Here is a 16,799-nt window from a genome sequence, read left to right as displayed (position 1 = left end):
GTGTCAATGGATCGATGGGACGGTGCGCGGCCGGACTACCAGCCAGAGCGCCGCGATGGCCAGCAGGATGCACACTGCCTGCACCGCTCCCATCGGAGCAGCGCTGGTGATGCCCAGCCAGCCAACCACGGGGGAGATGAGGCCGGCCATCATAAAGGTCGAGAAGCCCAGCAGGGAGGCTGCAGTACCCGCCTGGGCAGCGTGGCCGGCCAGGGCGAGCACCTGGACGCAGGGAAACATGAAGCCCGTACCCATGATGTAGAACCACAGCGGAACCATGACTCCCCACAGGCCAAACCCCAGCTGGTCGAACACCACGATCAGCATGGCCATCAGGAACATCCAGGCTGTGGCGCCGGCAAGGATCCACTGCGGCGGCACCCGACGGATGAGGCGGGAACTCGTTTGGATGCCGGCAACAATGCCCAGCGAGTTGATGCCAAAGAGCAGGCCGTACTCCTGGGGCGAGAAGCCGAAGATGTCCTGGAACAGGAACGGCGAGGCTGAAAGGTACGTGAACAGGCCGCCGAAATTCAGGCCGGCCACCAGCAGCAGGCCGACAAACACGCGGTCGCCGAAAAGGATCCGGTAACGCTGGCGGACCGTCATGCCGCCATGCCGGCGATTTTCCGGGGGAAGGGTCTCCCGCACCAGGAACAGCGAGGCGATGATCACCAGCGTGCCGTAGGCGGCAAGGAACACGAAGATCCCGGGCCATGCCATTACCAGGAGCAGCTGTGAGCCGATCACGGGGGCCAGGATCGGCGCCAGGCCGTTGACCAGGGACATGCGGGAAAACATCTTCACCATCGCGTAGCCGGAGAAAAGGTCCCGGACCATCGCCATGGCCACGACACCGCCGCCGGCAGCACCCACGCCCATCAGGACGCGGAATATGCCCAGGGCGGTGATGTCCGTGGAGAGGGCAGCCCCCAGGGACGCCGCGATGTGCAGCGCCGTGGCCAGGATGAGGGGCGTCCGGCGGCCGAACTTGTCGCTGAACGGGCCCACCACGAGCTGTCCGATCGCAAAGCCCACGGTGGTTCCCGCCAGGGTCAGCTGGACCTGTGCCTCGCTCACTCCCAGGCTCGCCTCCAGGGCGGGGAACGCAGGAAGGTAAAGGTCGATCGTGAACGGACCCAGGGCGGTCAGGGCACCGAGGAGGAGGATGTACAGGAGTTTCCGGCGGCGGCTCAACAGATCGCCCGGATTGCTGGGGATGGTCACGGAGATCAATCCTAGGCCCGCAGCGGCCAACTTTGCAGCGTTGTAGGAGGTGCCGCCCGGCAAGCCCCGAAGTTCGTCCTTAACCTGAATGATAGTTTTGGTGCGGGGACTGTGCGGCTGCACTTTCCCGCAGCACACGGAAGCCGATTCGACCCATGACCAGTAAGGCGGAACCGATGAGCGGACGTCACAGCGGGCGTACCAACCAGGGATTGCGCATCACAGCGCTCCCAGGGACGCTAAAACTCCTTTTCCGGTTGGCGCCGCGCCAGCTCAATGACGAAATTGCCTTCGCGAAGATCGAGCTCAAGCGCAAGGGAATCCAGGTCGGAGTAGCCGCTGCGTTCTTCGCCGTAGCCCTCGTCTTCCTTTTGTTCCTGGTGGTGGGCCTTATCGTTGCGGCCATCATGGGCCTGGCAACCATCATGCCCGCCTGGCTGGCCGCGCTCCTGGTGTCGGCGGCCTTCCTGCTGATAGCACTTATCGGCGGCCTGATCGGTGCAAGGAAATTCAAGAAGGCCATGCCGCTCCTCCCGGAGGAGACCATCCGCGGCATCAAGCACGATATCGGTGTGGCCAAGGAAGGTTCCGCCTTCAACGCCGCAGTCCTGGATCCGCAGAGTCCGGAAGGCAAGGCCGCCAAAGCCGCGAAGGATGAAGCCGCGGCCAAGGCCAAGGCCGAGAAGGCGGCCAAAGCGGCTGAGCACGACAAGGAATTCCCGCACGCATCCGAGCCGGAGCTGGCCCGCCGCCTTAACCAGCGCCGCCACCACCTCACCGAAGTGCGCGACGAACTCGGCACTGAACTGGATGTCAAGACCCAAGCCCGGTACCTGCTGGCCTCCGCCCAGGACAAGCTGCGCGAAGGGCAGGCCTTGGCCGGCCACGGCCGGGATGTTGCAGGGCGGAAGTTCGCCGCCCTGTCCGGGTCCGCCGACCTTGACAAGCGCTGGAAGCCGCTGGCGGCCTTCATCGCCGCGGGGACTGTCTTCCTGGTGCTGGTCCGGAAGCTCCTGCGAACGTACTAGGGCAGGTGGCGGGCCCGTCCCGGTAACCCGCAGAAGGTCCATCGCTGGAACGGCAAGGCGCTCGCAGGGGGCGGCAGGAAGGAAAGGGGCACGGGGTGAAGTTCATTGGTGCCGGCTCCCGTCCCGGACGCCCCCAGGTGGACCATGACCGGGTGTTCACCATTCCCAACCTGCTCACCGTGGTGCGCTTCATGGGCGTCCCGCTCTTCATCTGGCTTGTCCTGGCGCAGAAGGAATACGGTGCCGGCGTAGTGGTCCTGGCGGTTATGGCCGGCACGGACTGGATTGACGGCTACATCGCCCGCCGCTTCGACCAGACCTCCAAGCTCGGCCGGGTCCTGGACCCCATCGCCGACCGCCTCGCCCTGATCGCCGTGGCTGTCACGCTGGTGATTGCCGGCGTCGTCCACTGGCTGTACCTGGCCGCGCTGGTAGTCCCGGACGCCGTCCTGCTCGCCCTGACGCTGTCCTTCTTCCGGGGGCACCCGGACCTCCCCGTCAGCGTGGTGGGCAAGGTGCGCACCGGCCTGCTGCTGCTCGGGACGCCGATGCTGGTCCTTTCACGGCTGGATACGGGATTCTCCGGCGAGCTGTTCGTCGCCGCCTGGATAGTGCTCGGGCTTGGCCTGATTGGCCACTGGATTGCCGCCTACAACTATTTCTGGGCCATCCTGCGAAAGGGCCGAATGCAGGCACAACACGACGACGGGACCACCTGATGGTGTGGATGGCGGTGGTGCTTGCGCTGCTGGGCGCCTTCTGCCTGGCCCTCGGCGCACAGCGCCAGGGAAGCGCCGTCAAGGCGGACACCGGCGGCCTTGCCCTGAGCTCCAACGGCTTCCTGCGACTGCTTCGGAATCCCCGCTGGGTGTTCGGCCTCCTGCTGCTGTGCGCCGGCATGGCCATGAATGCCGTGGCACTCGTATCCGCCCCGCTCACGGTCGTCCAGCCCATCGGCGCCATCGCCCTGGTGATCACCACCATCATCAATGCACGGGACCAGGACCTCACCATCAACCGGGCAACGGTGGTGGCCATCGCCGCCTGCGTGACGGGCTCCGCGCTCTTTGTCCTCCTGGCGGTCAACGTCACCCAGGAAAACCACCACGTGAGCGTGGAGGACGAGCTCACGATCGTGCTGCTGCTTGCCCTCGCCGTTGGAGTTTTCGGCACGCTCGCCGTCATGTTCAAACACCGGATCAATGCCTTCGTCTACATCCTGGGCGCCGGGGTGCTCTTTGGCTTCGTAGCCGTCCTCACCCGGATCATCGGCAAGCATCTGCTCGACCCGAACGGGCTGTTCCTGCTGAACGTTCAGTGGTACTCCGTGGTGGCCCTAATCGCCGCCGGCGGGCTGGGGTCCTGGTTTGTCCAAAACGCCTATTCCTCCGGCCCGCCGGACCTCGTGATCGCAGGACTCACGGTGATTGACCCCCTGGTGGGCATCGCGATTGGCATTGTGATCCTCGGTGAACTGCGCCCGGATGTCCACGCCGTGATGGCCATTGCGATGGGAACCGCGGCCTCCCTTGCTATCGTTGGGGTGATCGCCCTTTCCAGGCACCACCCCGAGGTCACGAAGCGCAAGAAGGACGCGCGGAAGGCCGTGGGCCGGGCGGTGCGTTAGCCGGCTGTCCAACACATCTTGTCCAGCAAATACTGTCCAGCAGATTTCCACCCCAGATCCAGATCCCGTCAACCCAAATTCACCACGAGGCCAGGCACCAGTGTGCATCGGCCAGCCGTGCTGCCAGTTCATGCTGTCCGCACCGTGACCATCAGGAGCTCTCCACGTGACCACGCCCGCCGACCAGCGTCCCCTGACCATACTGATTGCCGCGGACACGTATCCGCCCCATATCAACGGAGCAGCCCAGTTCGGCTACCGCCTGGCCAAGGGAATGACCGGCCGGGGACACGACGTGCACGTCCTGGCCTGCCGCGCGGACAACGGAAAGAGCTTCACCGAGTTCCGCCCGGAAGGAACGGTCCACAGGCTCCGTTCCCATGGGGTTCCCACACACGAATACTTCCGGATCTGCCTCCCCTGGGAAATCAAGAAGGAAATCAGCCTTCTTTTCGACCGCGTGCAGCCGGACGTGGTGCACATCCAGAGCCACTACATGATCGGCGAGCACGTCCTGTACGAGGCCGTGAAGCGCGGTGTGCGGATCGTTGCCACCAACCACTTCATGCCGGAAAACCTCAACCCGTTCCTGCCGTTTCCGCAGTGGTTCAAGGACATCATCGGCCGTATCTCGTGGAAGGACATGGGGAAGGTCATGGGTAAGGCGGACGTAGTCACCACGCCCACCCCGCTGGCGGCAAAGGCCATGCACCAGCACGCCTTCCTGCGCAAGGTGTTGCCGCTGTCCAACGGCATCGACTCCGCAGCCTACGAACTGCAGCCGGGGGAGCAGATCGATCCCCACCCGTACCCAACGGTGATGTTCGCCGGCCGGCTGGCCGAGGAGAAGCACGTGGACGTGCTGATCGAGGCCATCAGCAAGACCCCGCCGGAACTGAACGTGCACCTGGAGGTTGTTGGCGGCGGCGAGGTGCGCTCCGCCCTGGAGGAGCTCGTCGATCGGCTCGGGCTGCGGGACCGGGTAAAGTTCCTCGGGCTCGCCACCGACGAGGAGCTGCGGAAGGCCTATATCCAGGCGGACCTCTTCTGCATGCCGGGAACTGCCGAGCTGCAGTCGCTGGTGACGCTGGAGGCGATGTCTGCTTCCACCCCGGTGGTGTTGGCGGATGCCATGGCGCTGCCGCATCTGGTGCGTGACGGCGAGAACGGGTACCTCTTTACCCCCAACGACAGCGACGACCTCGCCAAGAAGATCACGCGGATCCTGGAGCTGCCGGCCGCTGAGCGCGCTGCCATGGGCCACGCCAGCCGGCAGATGGTGGAGCCGCACAGCATCCAGGGAACGCTGCAAACCTTTGAGGACCTTTACCGGGGTGCGGCGTTCGAGGACAAAGTGGTCTGAACGCTTTCCCGGGTTTGCTAGAGTGTTTTTGCCCTGCAGGTACGCCTCGGTTTGAGGCGGGCCGCCGCGGGGATTCGGGGCTATAGCTCAGCTGGTTAGAGCGCGGGACTCATAATCCTAAGGTCCTCGGTTCAAGTCCGAGTAGCCCTACATCTGCGGAAAACCGCGGCCGACGACCATCGTCGGCCGCGGTTTTCTTCCTTTAAGGCCACAATGTGCGGTATGTTACTCATCAGTAACTTACCGGGCTTCTTCCACGGAGCACGGGTCACCGCTGATCACTTGTGAGGTAACCATGTCAACAGCCGCTGCAGGCCTCAATGACCTTCCCTATGCTGACGGCGACTTCTTCGCCTTCGAGCAGCTGCTCAACGGAAAGGAACAGGACCGGCTGGCAGAGGTCAGGGAGTTCCTGGCGCGGGAGGTCAAGCCCATCGCCGTGGACTTCTGGAACCGTGGCGAATTCCCGATGGACCTCATCCCCAAACTGGCCGACATCGACCTGGTCAGCCCGGTACGCCGGCAGGGCTATTCCAACCTCTTCGCGGGCCTGGTCCACGCAGAGGTGACCCGGGCCGACGCCTCCATCTCCACCTTCATGGGCGTCCACGACGGCCTGTTCACCGGCTCCATCGAAGCCCTTGCATCCCAGGAACAAAAGGACGCCTGGCTTCCTGACATTTACGCCCTGAAGAAGATCGGCGCCTTCGGGCTGACGGAACCGCTGGGCGGCAGCGACGTTGCCGGCGGCACCCGCACCACCGCCCGCCGGGAGGGTGGCAGCTGGATCCTCAACGGAGCAAAGCGCTGGATCGGCAACGCAACGTTCTCCGACTGGGTGGTCATCTACGCCAGGGATGTGGACGACAACCAGGTCAAGGGCTTTCTCGTGGACACCACGCTGGAGGGCTTCAGCGCCACCAAGATCGAGAACAAGATCGCACTGCGGACTGTCCAAAACGCCGACATCACCCTGGACAACGTGCTGGTCCCGGACTTCTTCAAGCTGGCACACGCCAACAGCTTCCGCGATGTCAACAAGGTCCTGAAGGTCACCCGGCTGGGCGTCGCCTGGCAGGCCGTGGGCCAGCAGCTGGCCGCCTTCGATGTGGCCCGGCGCTACGCCGTTGAACGCCACCAGTTCGGCCGGCCGCTCGCATCCTTCCAGCTGGTCCAAAGCCAGCTGGTGCAGATCCTGGGCAATGCCGTCAGCTCCATGGGCATGATGGTCCGGCTCTCGCAGCTGGAGGACGCAGGTCAGGCGCGCGACGAGCAGTCCGCCCTCGCCAAGGCCTTCACCACGGCGAGGATGCGCGAGAGCGTGGCGATCGGCCGGAGCATCCTGGGCGGCAACGGCATTGTGACGGACTTCGAGATGGCCAAGATCTTCGCCGACGCTGAAGCCATTTACTCCTATGAAGGCACCCACGAGATCAACACCCTGGTCACCGGCCGCGCCATCACCGGCATCTCCGCGATCGTCTAGCCTTGCCGGCCTGCCGCGGCGCCCCCGGGCCGGGCATCAGGGCGGCGCTTCGAGCGGCAGGAGGATGGACGGCCGCAGATCCATGACGAACTGCAGCGGATTGACGTAGTCGTCCCCGCGCCGCACACCCCAGTGCAGGCAGGGCGCTGCCGGGCAATGCCCCGGAAGTACCGTGCCGACAGGCTGCCCGGCTGCAACCGCGCTGCCTGGCGCCAAGGTGCTAGCAACCGGCTCAAAGCTGCTCCGCAGCCCGTTGCCATGGTCGATGGTGATTACCGGGCGGTCCACCACCACTCCCACGAAGCTGACGGTGCCCGCGGCCGGCGACGTGACGTGTGCGCCGTCGGACGCTGCTCCCAGGTCCACGCCCCGGTGGCCGCTGAGCCAGGGCTTCGGGGGCGGGTCAAAATCCCGCAACACCAGGGGCGGGGGCTGAGGGGCCATTGCCAGGAGGGTGTGGCCAGGCCGGCGGTGGGGTCCGAAGCCGCCTTCAACATGGCTGCCGGGGGTTCAACGTAGGCCAGCGCCGCGGCGAGTGGCTCCCCGGCCGGGGACAGCGAGGCGGGCGCCAGGAGGAACGCCGCGAGCAGCAATGGTGGTCTCATGCCACCAGCGTGCGCCCGCCCTGAATCATGCGGCGAGTGGCGGGTGCGGCTATGTGGATAAGGCGCGGGCCGGCGCCGTTCCTGTCCTCGTCAGTGTCCTCTGGCCGAGGGTGCCTGTAGTACACTTGATGGAGCAGTTTGCTGCGCCCTCAACGCCTTCCGTCCAGCGGCTATCCAGTGGTTCTTCCAACGGTATATGTTCCTGTCCGGGCGGCGTCGGCACATCTCATTCAGGAGTGTGGGGGAGCGGCGGCTGACTACGCGCATCCAGCCCTCCATCAGCAACGCCCAGGCCAAGCTGGCGGAGGATCAGGCCTCTTGCGGTCGGGACTCCGGTCCCGATGGGAAGCCTGATGGATGCCAGGAGCACGGCCCGTCCGGGCCACGCTAATCAACCGTCAACTATTGGCAGGGTAAGAAGCCTCCGGGTTTTCTCATGAATGACCTGCCGGAAAATAAGGAGCGTCGGAATGCCCGTCGTAACCATGCGCCAGCTGCTTGACAGCGGCGTCCACTTTGGACACCAGACCCGCCGTTGGAACCCGAAGATGAAGCGCTTCATCTTCACCGAGCGCAACGGCATCTACATCATCGACCTTCAGCAGTCGCTGTCCTACATCGACCGCGCCTACGAGTTCGTGAAGGCCACCGTTGCCCACGGCGGCACCGTCCTCTTCGTCGGCACCAAGAAGCAGGCCCAGGAAGCGATTGCCGAGCAGGCAACCCGCGTTGGCCAGCCCTACGTCAACCAGCGCTGGCTCGGCGGCATGCTGACCAACTTCCAGACGGTCGCCAAGCGCATCCAGCGCATGAAGGAACTCGAAGAGATCGACTTCGACGACGTCGCCGGTTCCGCGTACACCAAGAAGGAGCTGCTGCTCCTGAAGCGCGAACTCACCAAGCTGGAGTCCAACCTCGGCGGTATCCGCAACCTGACCAAGGCACCGTCCGTGCTCTGGATCGTGGACACCAAGAAGGAACACCTCGCCGTCGACGAGGCCAAGAAGCTGAACATCCCGGTTGTTGCCATCCTGGACACCAACTGCGATCCGGACGAGGTCGACTTCCCGATCCCGGGCAACGACGACGCCATCCGCTCCGTCAACCTCCTCACCCGCGTTGTTGCAGACGCCGTTGCCGAAGGCCTCATCGCGCGCAACAGCCGTGGCACGGGCGCTACTGAAGCTCCGGAAGAGCCGCTGGCCGAGTGGGAGCGCGAGCTCCTCGAAGGCAGCAAGGCCGAAGCTGCAGCGCCGGCAGAAGAAGCTGCCGCACCCGCCGCCGCTGAAGCTGCCGCACCCGCCGCTGCTGAAGCTGCTGCTCCGGCGGAGGAAGCTGCGGCTCCTTCCGAAGAAGCCAAGTAACACAAGTAGATCCGGATTTTCCGGCGCCGTCCTGCGGCAGCCGGAGCTGCTGACAGGATGGCGGCCCGCCACGGGCTGCCGTCCTGTCGGTCCGTACACCACAACAAATTTCTAGACAGAGGGGTTCACATGGCGAACTACACTGCCGCGGACATCAAGGCCCTGCGCGAGCGCACCGGCGCCGGCATGATGGACGTCAAGAAGGCTCTTGACGAGGCCAACGGCGACGCCGAGAAGGCCATCGAGATCATCCGCATCAAGGGCCTGAAGGGCGCCACCAAGCGCGAAGGCCGCTCCACCGCTGAAGGCCTGGTGGCCGCAAAGGTCAGCAACGGCGTCGGCGTCATGATCGAGGTCAACTGCGAGACCGACTTCGTTGCCAAGGCTGACAAGTTCATCCAGCTGGCGGACAAGGTCCTGGCTGTTGCCGTCGAGTCCGGTGCTGCCGACCTCGAGACCCTGCTCGCCGCTGATGTTGACGGCAAGCCCCTTTCCGAGGTCGTCGTCGAAGAAGGCGCCGTCCTGGGCGAAAAGGTTGTTGTCCGCCGCATCTCCCGCATCGAGGGTGCAACGGTCGACGCTTACCTGCACAAGACCTCCAAGGACCTGCCGGCCCAGGTCGGCGTGCTGTTCGCTGTTGACGGTGAAGGCGAAGCTGCTGCCACCGCAGCCCACGATGTCGCAGTCCACATTGCTGCCATGGCCCCGAACTACCTGACCCGCGAGGACGTTCCGTCCGACCTGGTGGAGTCCGAGCGCCGCATCGCCGAAGAAACCGCCAAGGCCGAGGGCAAGCCCGAAGCCGCCCTCACCAAGATCGTGGAAGGCCGCGTTACCGGCTTCTACAAGGGTGAGGTCCTGGTTGACCAGGCATTCGCCAAGGACGCCAAGAAGTCCGTGGCACAGGTCCTCGCTGAGGCCGGTGTCAAGGGAACCGCGTTCACGCGTTTCCGCGTCGGCTCCTAGCCGAAACTGCAAGGGGGTGGCCACTTCGGTGGCCGCCCCTTTTGCATGCGCGGGGGAAGGCACCGTCCGGGACAGGCCCGCATGGGACCTTTGGCCGCGCAGCAGGATAACCTTTTTAGAGTTCACCAACGGGAAGGCATCATGGAAGCCGTCAACACTGTAATCCAGCCAGAGAAAAGTCGACGCCGGGTCCTCCTGAAGCTCTCCGGCGAGGTCTTTGGCGGCGGGAAGCTGGGCGTTGACCCGGAGACCGTCCGCGACGTCGCCAAGCAGATCGCCGCAGCCGTGCCCCAGGTGGAGGTGGCCATCGTCGTGGGCGGCGGCAACTTCTTCCGCGGCGCCGAACTTTCCCAGAGCGGCATGGACCGCTCCCGCGCCGACTACATGGGCATGCTCGGCACCGTGATGAACTGCCTTGCCCTCCAGGACTTCCTGGAACAGGCCGGCGTCGAAACCCGCGTCCAGAGCGCCATCACTATGGGCCAGGTCGCCGAGGCCTACATTCCCCGCCGCGCCATCCGCCACATGGAAAAGGGCCGCGTGGTCATTTTCGGTGCCGGCGCCGGGCTGCCGTACTTCTCCACCGACACCGTCGCGGCGCAGCGGGCCCTCGAGGTCCACGCCGACGTCGTCCTGATGGCCAAGAGCGGTGTGGACGCCGTCTACACCGCCGACCCCAAGAAGGACCCCACAGCAGAGCGGCTGGAAACCCTTAGCTACGACGATGCGCTCCGCCGGGACATCCGGGTCATGGACCAGACGGCCATGACCATGTGCAAGGACAACAACCTTTCCATGGTGGTCTTTGGGATGGAAGGCGAAGGCAACGTCACCCGCGCCATCCTCGGCGAAAAGCTGGGCACCCTGGTGACCGCCTAGCTGCGGCTAGGATGTTTTCAGGACAGTTCCGTCCGTGCCCTTAGGGGCACGGACGGACCAGCAACAGAGAACCACGTTGTGTGCAGCGACCCGGCCACCCGGCCTGCACCAGGACCTTCAGGAGAGACCGTGATCGAAGAAACCTTGCTCGAAGCCGAAGAGAAGATGGATAAGGCAGTAGAGGTAGCCAAGGAAGACTTCGCTTCCGTCCGCACCGGCCGCGCCAACCCGGGCCTGTACAACAAGGTGCTGGTGGAGTACTACGGCTCGCCCACGCCGCTGCAGCAGCTTGCCTCGTTCGCCATCCCGGACGCCCGCACCATCCTCATCACCCCCTTTGACAAGACGGCCCTGCGCGACATCGAGCGTGCCCTCAGCGATTCCGAGGTGGGCGCCAACCCCTCCAACGACGGCAACGTCATCCGGATCACCATCCCGGAGCTGACCAAGGAACGCCGCAAGGAATACGTCAAGATCGTCAAGACCAAGGGCGAGGACGCCAAGGTGTCCATCCGCAACATCCGCCGCAAGGCCAAGGAAACCCTGGACAGGCTGGTCAAGGACGGCGAGGCAGGGGAGGACGAGGGCACCCGCGCCGAGAGGGAGCTGGACAGCCTCACCAAAGCCCACGTGGACGGCATCGATGAGCTGCTCAAGCGCAAGGAAGCAGAGCTGCTCGAAGTCTGATGGGCCAGGCAGATCAGGCCCCGGCAGCCAGGGCGCGCATACGGGGGAAGCAGCCCAGGAGCAACCCGACGCCAAAGGCCGGACGTAACCTTCCGGCCGCCGTCGTGGTGGGTCTGGCCATGTTGTTTGCCGTGCTGGGTGGCCTGTTGCTGCTCCCGCTCGGCTTCGTTGCGGTAACCACCACCTTCGCTATCTTCGGCGTCTGGGAAATCTACCGCGCCCTGGAGGCAAACGGGACCAGGATGCCCATCGTGCCGGTCATGACCGGTACGGTGGCCATGCCTTTTGCCGCCTACCTCGGGGGCATAGAAAGCCTCCTGTTCGCCATGCTGCTGAGCTCTGTGGCGGTGCTGCTCTGGCGATCCGTCGAAAGCGCTGCGGGCTCGGCCAACAGCATCTTCGCGGGCGTCTTCACACTGGGCTGGGTACCGTTCTTCATCAGCTTCGCCGTGCTGCCGCTGCACGCCGCCGGCGGTGCCACCCCGCTGGGGCTGTGGCCGGGCGGGACGATCCCCCAGGGCGCCTGGCAGGTGGCAGTGATGCTCCTGCTGGTGGTTTCCAACGACACCTTCGGCTACCTGGTGGGGGCGTCGCTGGGCAAGCACCCCATGGCGCCCAAAATCAGCCCCAAGAAGTCCTGGGAAGGATTCGCCGGGTCCATCGGCGGGGCCATGCTCATCGGCATCCTTGCCTGCCTGTTTGTACTCGACAAACCCTGGTGGGTGGGCATCGTCCTGGCGGTTGGCCTGGTTGCCGCTTCCACCGCCGGAGACCTCGCTGAATCGATGGTCAAGCGCGAACTGGGCATCAAGGACATGAGCAGCATCCTGCCCGGGCACGGGGGAGTCATGGACAGGCTGGACTCGATCGTCTTTGCGTCGCCGGCAGCGTTCATCCTCTACGGGCTGGTGGCCGGTGCCTGACACAAACACCGCCGGAACGGCAGATCACCCCCGGCACAAATAAGCTGGTGCGGAAGTACTACGGCTGAAGAGCATTGAAGGAAGCAAAAGTGGCATTGGACATTCATCGGCAGATCCCTGCATCCTTTGAACGCGTGAAGCGCGGTGAGTATGGCTACAACGCCAAACAGGTGGACCAGTTCCTGCAGCGTGCCCGGGTGTCATTGGAGACCCCGGAATCAGCGGCCCAGCCCATCAACAGTTCTGACGTCAGGGCTGTCTCCTTCGATCCCGTCAAAGGCGGGTATTCGGCCGCGGTGGTGGATGCCGCGCTGGACCGGCTCGAGGACGCCTTCGCCCGCCGGGAGCGGGACGAGCTGATCGCAGCCCGCGGCGAAGAGGCCTGGCTGCGCGAGATCGGAAACCTTTCCGGCATCCTCCGCGGGCGGCTGCACCGCCCCGACGGCGACCGCTTCCGCCGCCCCGCCAAGAAGAAAGCGCGCAGCTACAACACGGCCGACGTCGACCGGCTGTGCCGCGAGCTGATTGCCTACCTTGAGCAGGACAAGCCCCTCAGCGTGGACAGCGTGCGCCGGGCCGTGTTCCGCCCGGCCGTGGGCAGGGACGGGTACGAGGAGTCGCAGGTGGACGCGTTCCTGGATCGCGTCGTGGAGCTGATGGCTGCCATCGACTGAGCCGCCGGCCAGCCGCCGGCCTGCAGGGGAGCTCAGCGCTCGGTGGCGAGCGGGCGCTCCGGGGTGTGCAGCCGGGTCATCACCCTGGCCATGGTTCCCGGGATCCGCTGCACCGTTGCGCGGGACACGATGACCATCACGGCGAAGGCCGCGGGAACAGTCCACGCTGCCGGCTGGGCGAGCCAGCCGGGCGTGTTGGCTGCCCCGGCCAGGGCGCCGATGACCATTGCCCCGCCGCACAGGACTCCGCCGGTCAGCATGCCGGCGATGGCACCGGCGTCGGTAAGTCCCCGCCACCAGATCCCCAGCAGCAGCACCGGGCACACCGTTGAGGCGGTAAAGGCGAAAACCAGCCCCACGCTCCCTGCCAGGGCGGAGGAGTCGGTCATGAACGCAAAGCCCAGGGGAACAACGGCCGAAATGACGGCTGCGAGCCGGAAGCTGCCGACGCCTGCGCCCAGGACGTCCTGGCTGATGACGCCGGCCAGGGAAACCACCAGCCCCGAGGTGGTGGAAAGGAAGGCCGCGAAGGCACCCGCCACCACCAGCGCGGACAGCAGGTCGCCCGCCGTCCCGCCCACGAGTTCTCCCGGCAGCAGCAGCACCATGGCGTCCGCCTGGCCGGCGCGCGCCAGGCCGGGAGCGAACATCCGCCCCACGAGCCCGTAGGCGGTGGGAAACAGGTAGAACACGGACAGCAGGCCCAGGACGATCAGCGTGGTGCGGCGGGCGGACTGGCCGTCGGGGTTGGTGTAGAAGCGCACCAGCACATGCGGCAGGCCCAGGGTTCCAAAAAGCAGGGCCACCAGCAAGGACACGTTCTGGTACAGCCCGGCAGGAGCCACGCCGGTGGGATTGACCGCAGGCGCAGCCAGGGCAGGCGCCCCGGTGTCCGCGAGCACGAAGATGATGAACAGGATGGGAACGGCCAGCGCGGTGAGCTTCAGCCAGTACTGGAACGCCTGGACGAACGTAATGGAGCGCATGCCGCCTGCCACCACGGTGAGGCATACCACGATCACCACCGCGACGGACCCCACCCAGGACGGCAGCCCGGTGGTGATGCGGATGGTGAGGGCGGCGCCGTGGAGTTGGGGCACGATGTACAGCCAGCCCACCAGCACCACCACCAGGCTGGTGACTTGCCGCACCGGCCGGGAGTCAAGCCTGGCCTCGGTAAAGTCGGGGATGGTGTAGGCGCCGGACCGCCTCAGCGGCGCCGCCACGAAGAGCAGCAGCATCAGGTACCCTGCCGTGTACCCGACAGGGAACCACAGCGCGTCCGTTCCGGACAGCAGGATCAGCCCGGCGACACCCAGGAAGCTGGCAGCGGACAGGTATTCGCCGCCGATCGCGGACGCGTTCCACCATGGCCGGACCGTGCGGGAGGCGACGTAGAAATCACCCGTGGTCCGCGATATGCGCAGGCCGTAGAAGCCGATGACGGCGGTGGCCAGGGAGACACCCACCAGGGCAGCTATTGCGATGCCGGGGTTCACGGTTCCCTCACTGGTCCTCGGCCAGGTCCCGGTACCGCGCCTCGTTGCGCGCCGCCGTCCGGATGTACAGCCAGGCGCTGAGCCCGATCACCGGGTAGATCCCGGCCCCCAGCAGGAGCCAGGCGAACGGAATGCCGGCCACCGGGGTTTCGGCCAGCCCGGGGACGGCAGTGAGCAGCAGGGGGAAGGCGGCAAGGATCACCAGGAAGCCTCCGGCCACCACCAGGGCCAGGCGCAGCTGGGACCGGATCAGGGACCTGACAAAAACCTGTCCGACTTCGGAGTCCTGGGCGGCTTCCCGCGTCTCCTTGGCCGGCCGCACCGCAGTCCGCGGCGCCGTTACGCGCACCCTGGTCATGTATTGGGCCTGATCCGGGTGGCCTCGAGCTTCTCCCGTACCGTGGGCAGGTGGCGCCTGCTGATCGGCAGGCCCGCGCCCGCCACCGTGACGCTGGGACCGTCGGCCGCGAGCTTCATCGAGGTCACGTGCTTCAGGGCCACCAGGTAGGAGCGGTGCGTCCGGATGAATCCGGCGTCCGCCCACTGTTGCTCAAGGTCGGCCAGCGGAACCCTGATCAGGTAGCTTGCCTCGGCGGTGTGGAGGCGCGCATAGTCGCCCTGCGCCTGGACGTAGGTGACGTCGTCGCGCCTGATCATCCGCGTGGTCCCGCCCTGGTCAACCGTGATCATCTCAGGGGCGGCGCCGCCGTCACGCAGTTCACTGATGCGCCCCACGCAGCGGGCCAGGCGTTCGGCCCGCACCGGCTTGAGCAGGTAATCCACCGCAGCGAGTTCAAAAGCGTCGAGCGCGTGGTCCTCGTCCGCCGTCACGAACACGACGGCGGGCGGCCGGCTGCTCCCTGCGATGGCGCGGGCAATATCCAGCCCGGACATCGCAGGCATGTGGATGTCCAGGAAGACGGCGTCGACTGAGGCGGAGGAGAGGGCGTGGAGGGCTTCGCTGCCGGAGGTGGCCCGGAGGACCGTTCCAACGCGTTCGTCCCTGCCCAGCAGGAACGCCAGTTCCTCAACGGCGGGCAGCTCATCATCAACGACGAGGACGTTAATCATGCTCCTAGGGTAGCTTTCCGGAGCCTGCGGCTGGCGCCGGAGGTGGCCGGCACGGGCCGGGGCCGGTCACGCATCGTGGCCCGGCTGCGATTTGGGTACCCGCATGGTGATCAGGGTTCCTTCTCCGGGGGCGGTCTCGATCACCAGCCCGTGGTCGTTGCCGTAGACCTGGCGGAGGCGGGCATCGACGTTCCGCAGGCCCACATGCTCGCCGTCGGTGTGGCCGGCCAGCATGGACTGGAGCTGGGCAGGGTCCATGCCCACGCCGTCGTCCTCGATGGTCACCTCGGCGAAGGCACCGGCGTCGTTGGCCGTGATGCTGATGTGCCCGGGCCCCTCCTTGGCTTCGAGCCCGTGCCGGACGGCGTTCTCAACCAGCGGCTGCAGGCTCAGGAACGGGATGACGGTGCTGAGTACCTCCGGCGCCACGCGAAGGCTCACCTGGACGCGCTCGCCGAACCGCGCCCGTTCCAGGAGCAGGTACCGGTCGATGCAGCGCAGCTCCTCGGCGAGCGTGGTGAAGTCCCCGTGCCGCCGGAAGGAATAGCGGGTGAAGTCGGCGAACTCCACCACGAGCTCCCGGGCCCGGGCGGGATCCGTATTGATGAAGGACGCGATGGCGTTGAGCGAGTTGTAGATGAAGTGGGGGCTGATCTGGGCCCGCAGCGCCCGCACTTCGGCCTCCATCAGTTGGGTGCGTGAGGCGTCCAGCTCCGCGAGCTCCACCTGTACCGCCACCCAGTCCGCCACTTCGCTGGTGGCCCGGACAAGTCCAGCGCCGGCGGACGGGGCGAACGCTGCGACGGCGCCCACCACCCGGGAGCCGGCCCGCACCGGCGCGATCACGGCAGCGAGCGGGCCCCCGGTGGTGTCCGTGGCGGGGCCGGCGTCCCCGGCCGGGAGCACGGCCGTCCGGCCGCTCGCCAGGACACCGGCGGCGAGGTCCATCAGCCGCGGTTTCAGGTCTTCACCCGCACCGTCCCATGCCAGCACACCGGAGGTGTCCATGATCGCCAGTGCGTCGCAACCCAGCAGGGCACGCAGCTGGCGGCCGGCCTTGGCTGCGCCCGCGGGGTTGAGCCCGCGGCGGAGGTGCTGGCCCGCCTGGGAGGCGGCGTGCAGCGTGTGGTAGGTGGCGCGCTCGGCGTCGGTGCCCAGGTCCCGGAAGGACCGGAGCACCTTGAGTCCCACGCCGACGACGACGGCGATGGCCATGGCGATGACGGCCACGGCTGCGGCAGTCAGGAGGGGGGAGTCCGGCATGGTGCCCAGCGTAGCCGCGGGTGCCGTTTGTCGCAGCATCCCAACCGTTGAGCGACCGCCGGCGGGCCAAGTCTGGATTGTGGCACCCCGCACGAGCAGAGTGATTGCAGTCACATTTGCGGTGCCCCATTTCCGGG

Annotated in this window: 16 protein-coding genes, 1 tRNA gene and 1 pseudogene; 12 read left to right on the top strand and 6 right to left on the bottom strand. The window is 66.1% G+C overall.

From position 1 onward, the window contains the following. Positions 1-3: 3 nt before the first annotated feature. Positions 4-1,233: a multidrug effflux MFS transporter gene (locus tag GK109_RS03150; protein ID WP_370460766.1), complete on the bottom strand. Its 1,230-nt coding sequence runs from the start codon at positions 1,231-1,233 to the stop codon at positions 4-6. A 170-nt stretch (positions 1,234-1,403) separates the two neighbouring features. Between GK109_RS03150 and GK109_RS03145 the strand changes: the two genes are divergently transcribed. From GK109_RS03145 to GK109_RS03120, 6 genes are all read left to right on the top strand, one after another. Continuing rightward, positions 1,404-2,255, top strand: a complete 852-nt coding sequence (locus GK109_RS03145) for a phage holin family protein (RefSeq protein ID WP_157238631.1) — start codon at positions 1,404-1,406, stop codon at positions 2,253-2,255. A gap of 95 nt (positions 2,256-2,350) precedes the next feature. Beyond that, positions 2,351-2,974 carry a CDP-alcohol phosphatidyltransferase family protein gene (locus tag GK109_RS03140; protein WP_323057638.1) on the top strand — a complete coding sequence of 208 codons (624 nt, stop codon included), beginning with the start codon at positions 2,351-2,353 and terminating at the stop codon, positions 2,972-2,974. Further along, entirely contained in the window at positions 2,974-3,882 is a 909-nt protein-coding gene (locus GK109_RS03135; protein ID WP_157238629.1) for a DMT family transporter, read from the top strand. The genes GK109_RS03140 and GK109_RS03135 overlap by 1 nt, the downstream gene beginning before the upstream one ends. A 166-nt stretch (positions 3,883-4,048) precedes the next feature. Further along, the gene (locus GK109_RS03130) at positions 4,049-5,245 is read left to right on the top strand and encodes a glycosyltransferase (protein ID WP_323057637.1); all 1,197 of its coding nucleotides are present in this window, start codon (positions 4,049-4,051) and stop codon (positions 5,243-5,245) included. A gap of 76 nt (positions 5,246-5,321) precedes the next feature. Next, positions 5,322-5,395 (top strand) — tRNA-Ile (locus tag GK109_RS03125). Between the two features lie 145 nt (positions 5,396-5,540). After that, positions 5,541-6,731 carry an acyl-CoA dehydrogenase family protein gene (locus tag GK109_RS03120; protein ID WP_157238628.1) on the top strand — a complete coding sequence of 397 codons (1,191 nt, stop codon included), beginning with the start codon at positions 5,541-5,543 and terminating at the stop codon, positions 6,729-6,731. A gap of 36 nt (positions 6,732-6,767) precedes the next feature. Here the strand turns inward: GK109_RS03120 and GK109_RS03115 are convergent. Next, positions 6,768-7,336 (bottom strand): annotated as a pseudogene (locus tag GK109_RS03115) (M23 family metallopeptidase). Positions 7,337-7,806: 470 nt separating this feature from the next. Between GK109_RS03115 and rpsB the strand changes: the two are divergent. From rpsB to GK109_RS03085, 6 genes are all read left to right on the top strand, one after another. After that, positions 7,807-8,700, top strand: coding sequence for a 30S ribosomal protein S2 (rpsB, locus tag GK109_RS03110; RefSeq protein WP_157238627.1), 894 nt, complete (start codon positions 7,807-7,809; stop codon positions 8,698-8,700). Positions 8,701-8,829: 129 nt separating this feature from the next. Beyond that, positions 8,830-9,666, top strand: coding sequence for a translation elongation factor Ts (gene tsf, locus GK109_RS03105; protein ID WP_157238626.1), 837 nt, complete (start codon positions 8,830-8,832; stop codon positions 9,664-9,666). A 141-nt stretch (positions 9,667-9,807) separates the two neighbouring features. Continuing rightward, positions 9,808-10,545, top strand: coding sequence for a UMP kinase (gene pyrH, locus GK109_RS03100; protein WP_013600472.1), 738 nt, complete (start codon positions 9,808-9,810; stop codon positions 10,543-10,545). A 129-nt stretch (positions 10,546-10,674) separates the two neighbouring features. Beyond that, positions 10,675-11,232 (top strand): ribosome recycling factor, encoded by a 558-nt coding sequence (gene frr, locus GK109_RS03095; protein WP_321215821.1) that lies wholly within the window; start codon positions 10,675-10,677, stop codon positions 11,230-11,232. After that, the gene (locus GK109_RS03090) at positions 11,232-12,155 is read left to right on the top strand and encodes a phosphatidate cytidylyltransferase (RefSeq protein WP_157238625.1); all 924 of its coding nucleotides are present in this window, start codon (positions 11,232-11,234) and stop codon (positions 12,153-12,155) included. Before frr ends, GK109_RS03090 begins: the two co-directional genes overlap by 1 nt. Before the next feature lie 89 nt (positions 12,156-12,244). Next, positions 12,245-12,829, top strand: coding sequence for a DivIVA domain-containing protein (locus tag GK109_RS03085; RefSeq protein WP_323057635.1), 585 nt, complete (start codon positions 12,245-12,247; stop codon positions 12,827-12,829). Between the two features lie 32 nt (positions 12,830-12,861). Here the strand turns inward: GK109_RS03085 and GK109_RS03080 are convergent, their stop codons facing one another. The 4 genes from GK109_RS03080 to GK109_RS03065 form a co-directional block, all read right to left on the bottom strand. After that, a complete protein-coding gene (locus tag GK109_RS03080) occupies positions 12,862-14,328 on the bottom strand; it encodes a cation acetate symporter (protein WP_321215823.1) in 1,467 nt (488 codons plus the stop codon). A 7-nt stretch (positions 14,329-14,335) separates the two neighbouring features. After that, positions 14,336-14,686, bottom strand: coding sequence for a DUF485 domain-containing protein (locus GK109_RS03075; protein WP_157238624.1), 351 nt, complete (start codon positions 14,684-14,686; stop codon positions 14,336-14,338). Further along, on the bottom strand, positions 14,683-15,399 hold the full coding sequence (locus GK109_RS03070; RefSeq protein ID WP_157238623.1) for a LytTR family DNA-binding domain-containing protein: 717 nt from the start codon (positions 15,397-15,399) through the stop codon (positions 14,683-14,685). The genes GK109_RS03075 and GK109_RS03070 overlap by 4 nt, the downstream gene beginning before the upstream one ends. 66 nt (positions 15,400-15,465) lie before the next feature. Continuing rightward, entirely contained in the window at positions 15,466-16,662 is a 1,197-nt protein-coding gene (locus tag GK109_RS03065; protein ID WP_157238622.1) for a sensor histidine kinase, read from the bottom strand. Positions 16,663-16,799: the final 137 nt, after the last annotated feature.

Source organism: Pseudarthrobacter sp. GA104, from assembly GCF_009741265.1.
In the GTDB taxonomy this organism is placed as follows: domain Bacteria; phylum Actinomycetota; class Actinomycetes; order Actinomycetales; family Micrococcaceae; genus Arthrobacter.
Note: the sequence above shows the minus strand (reverse complement) of the source record. Positions and strands in the feature narration are given on the sequence as shown.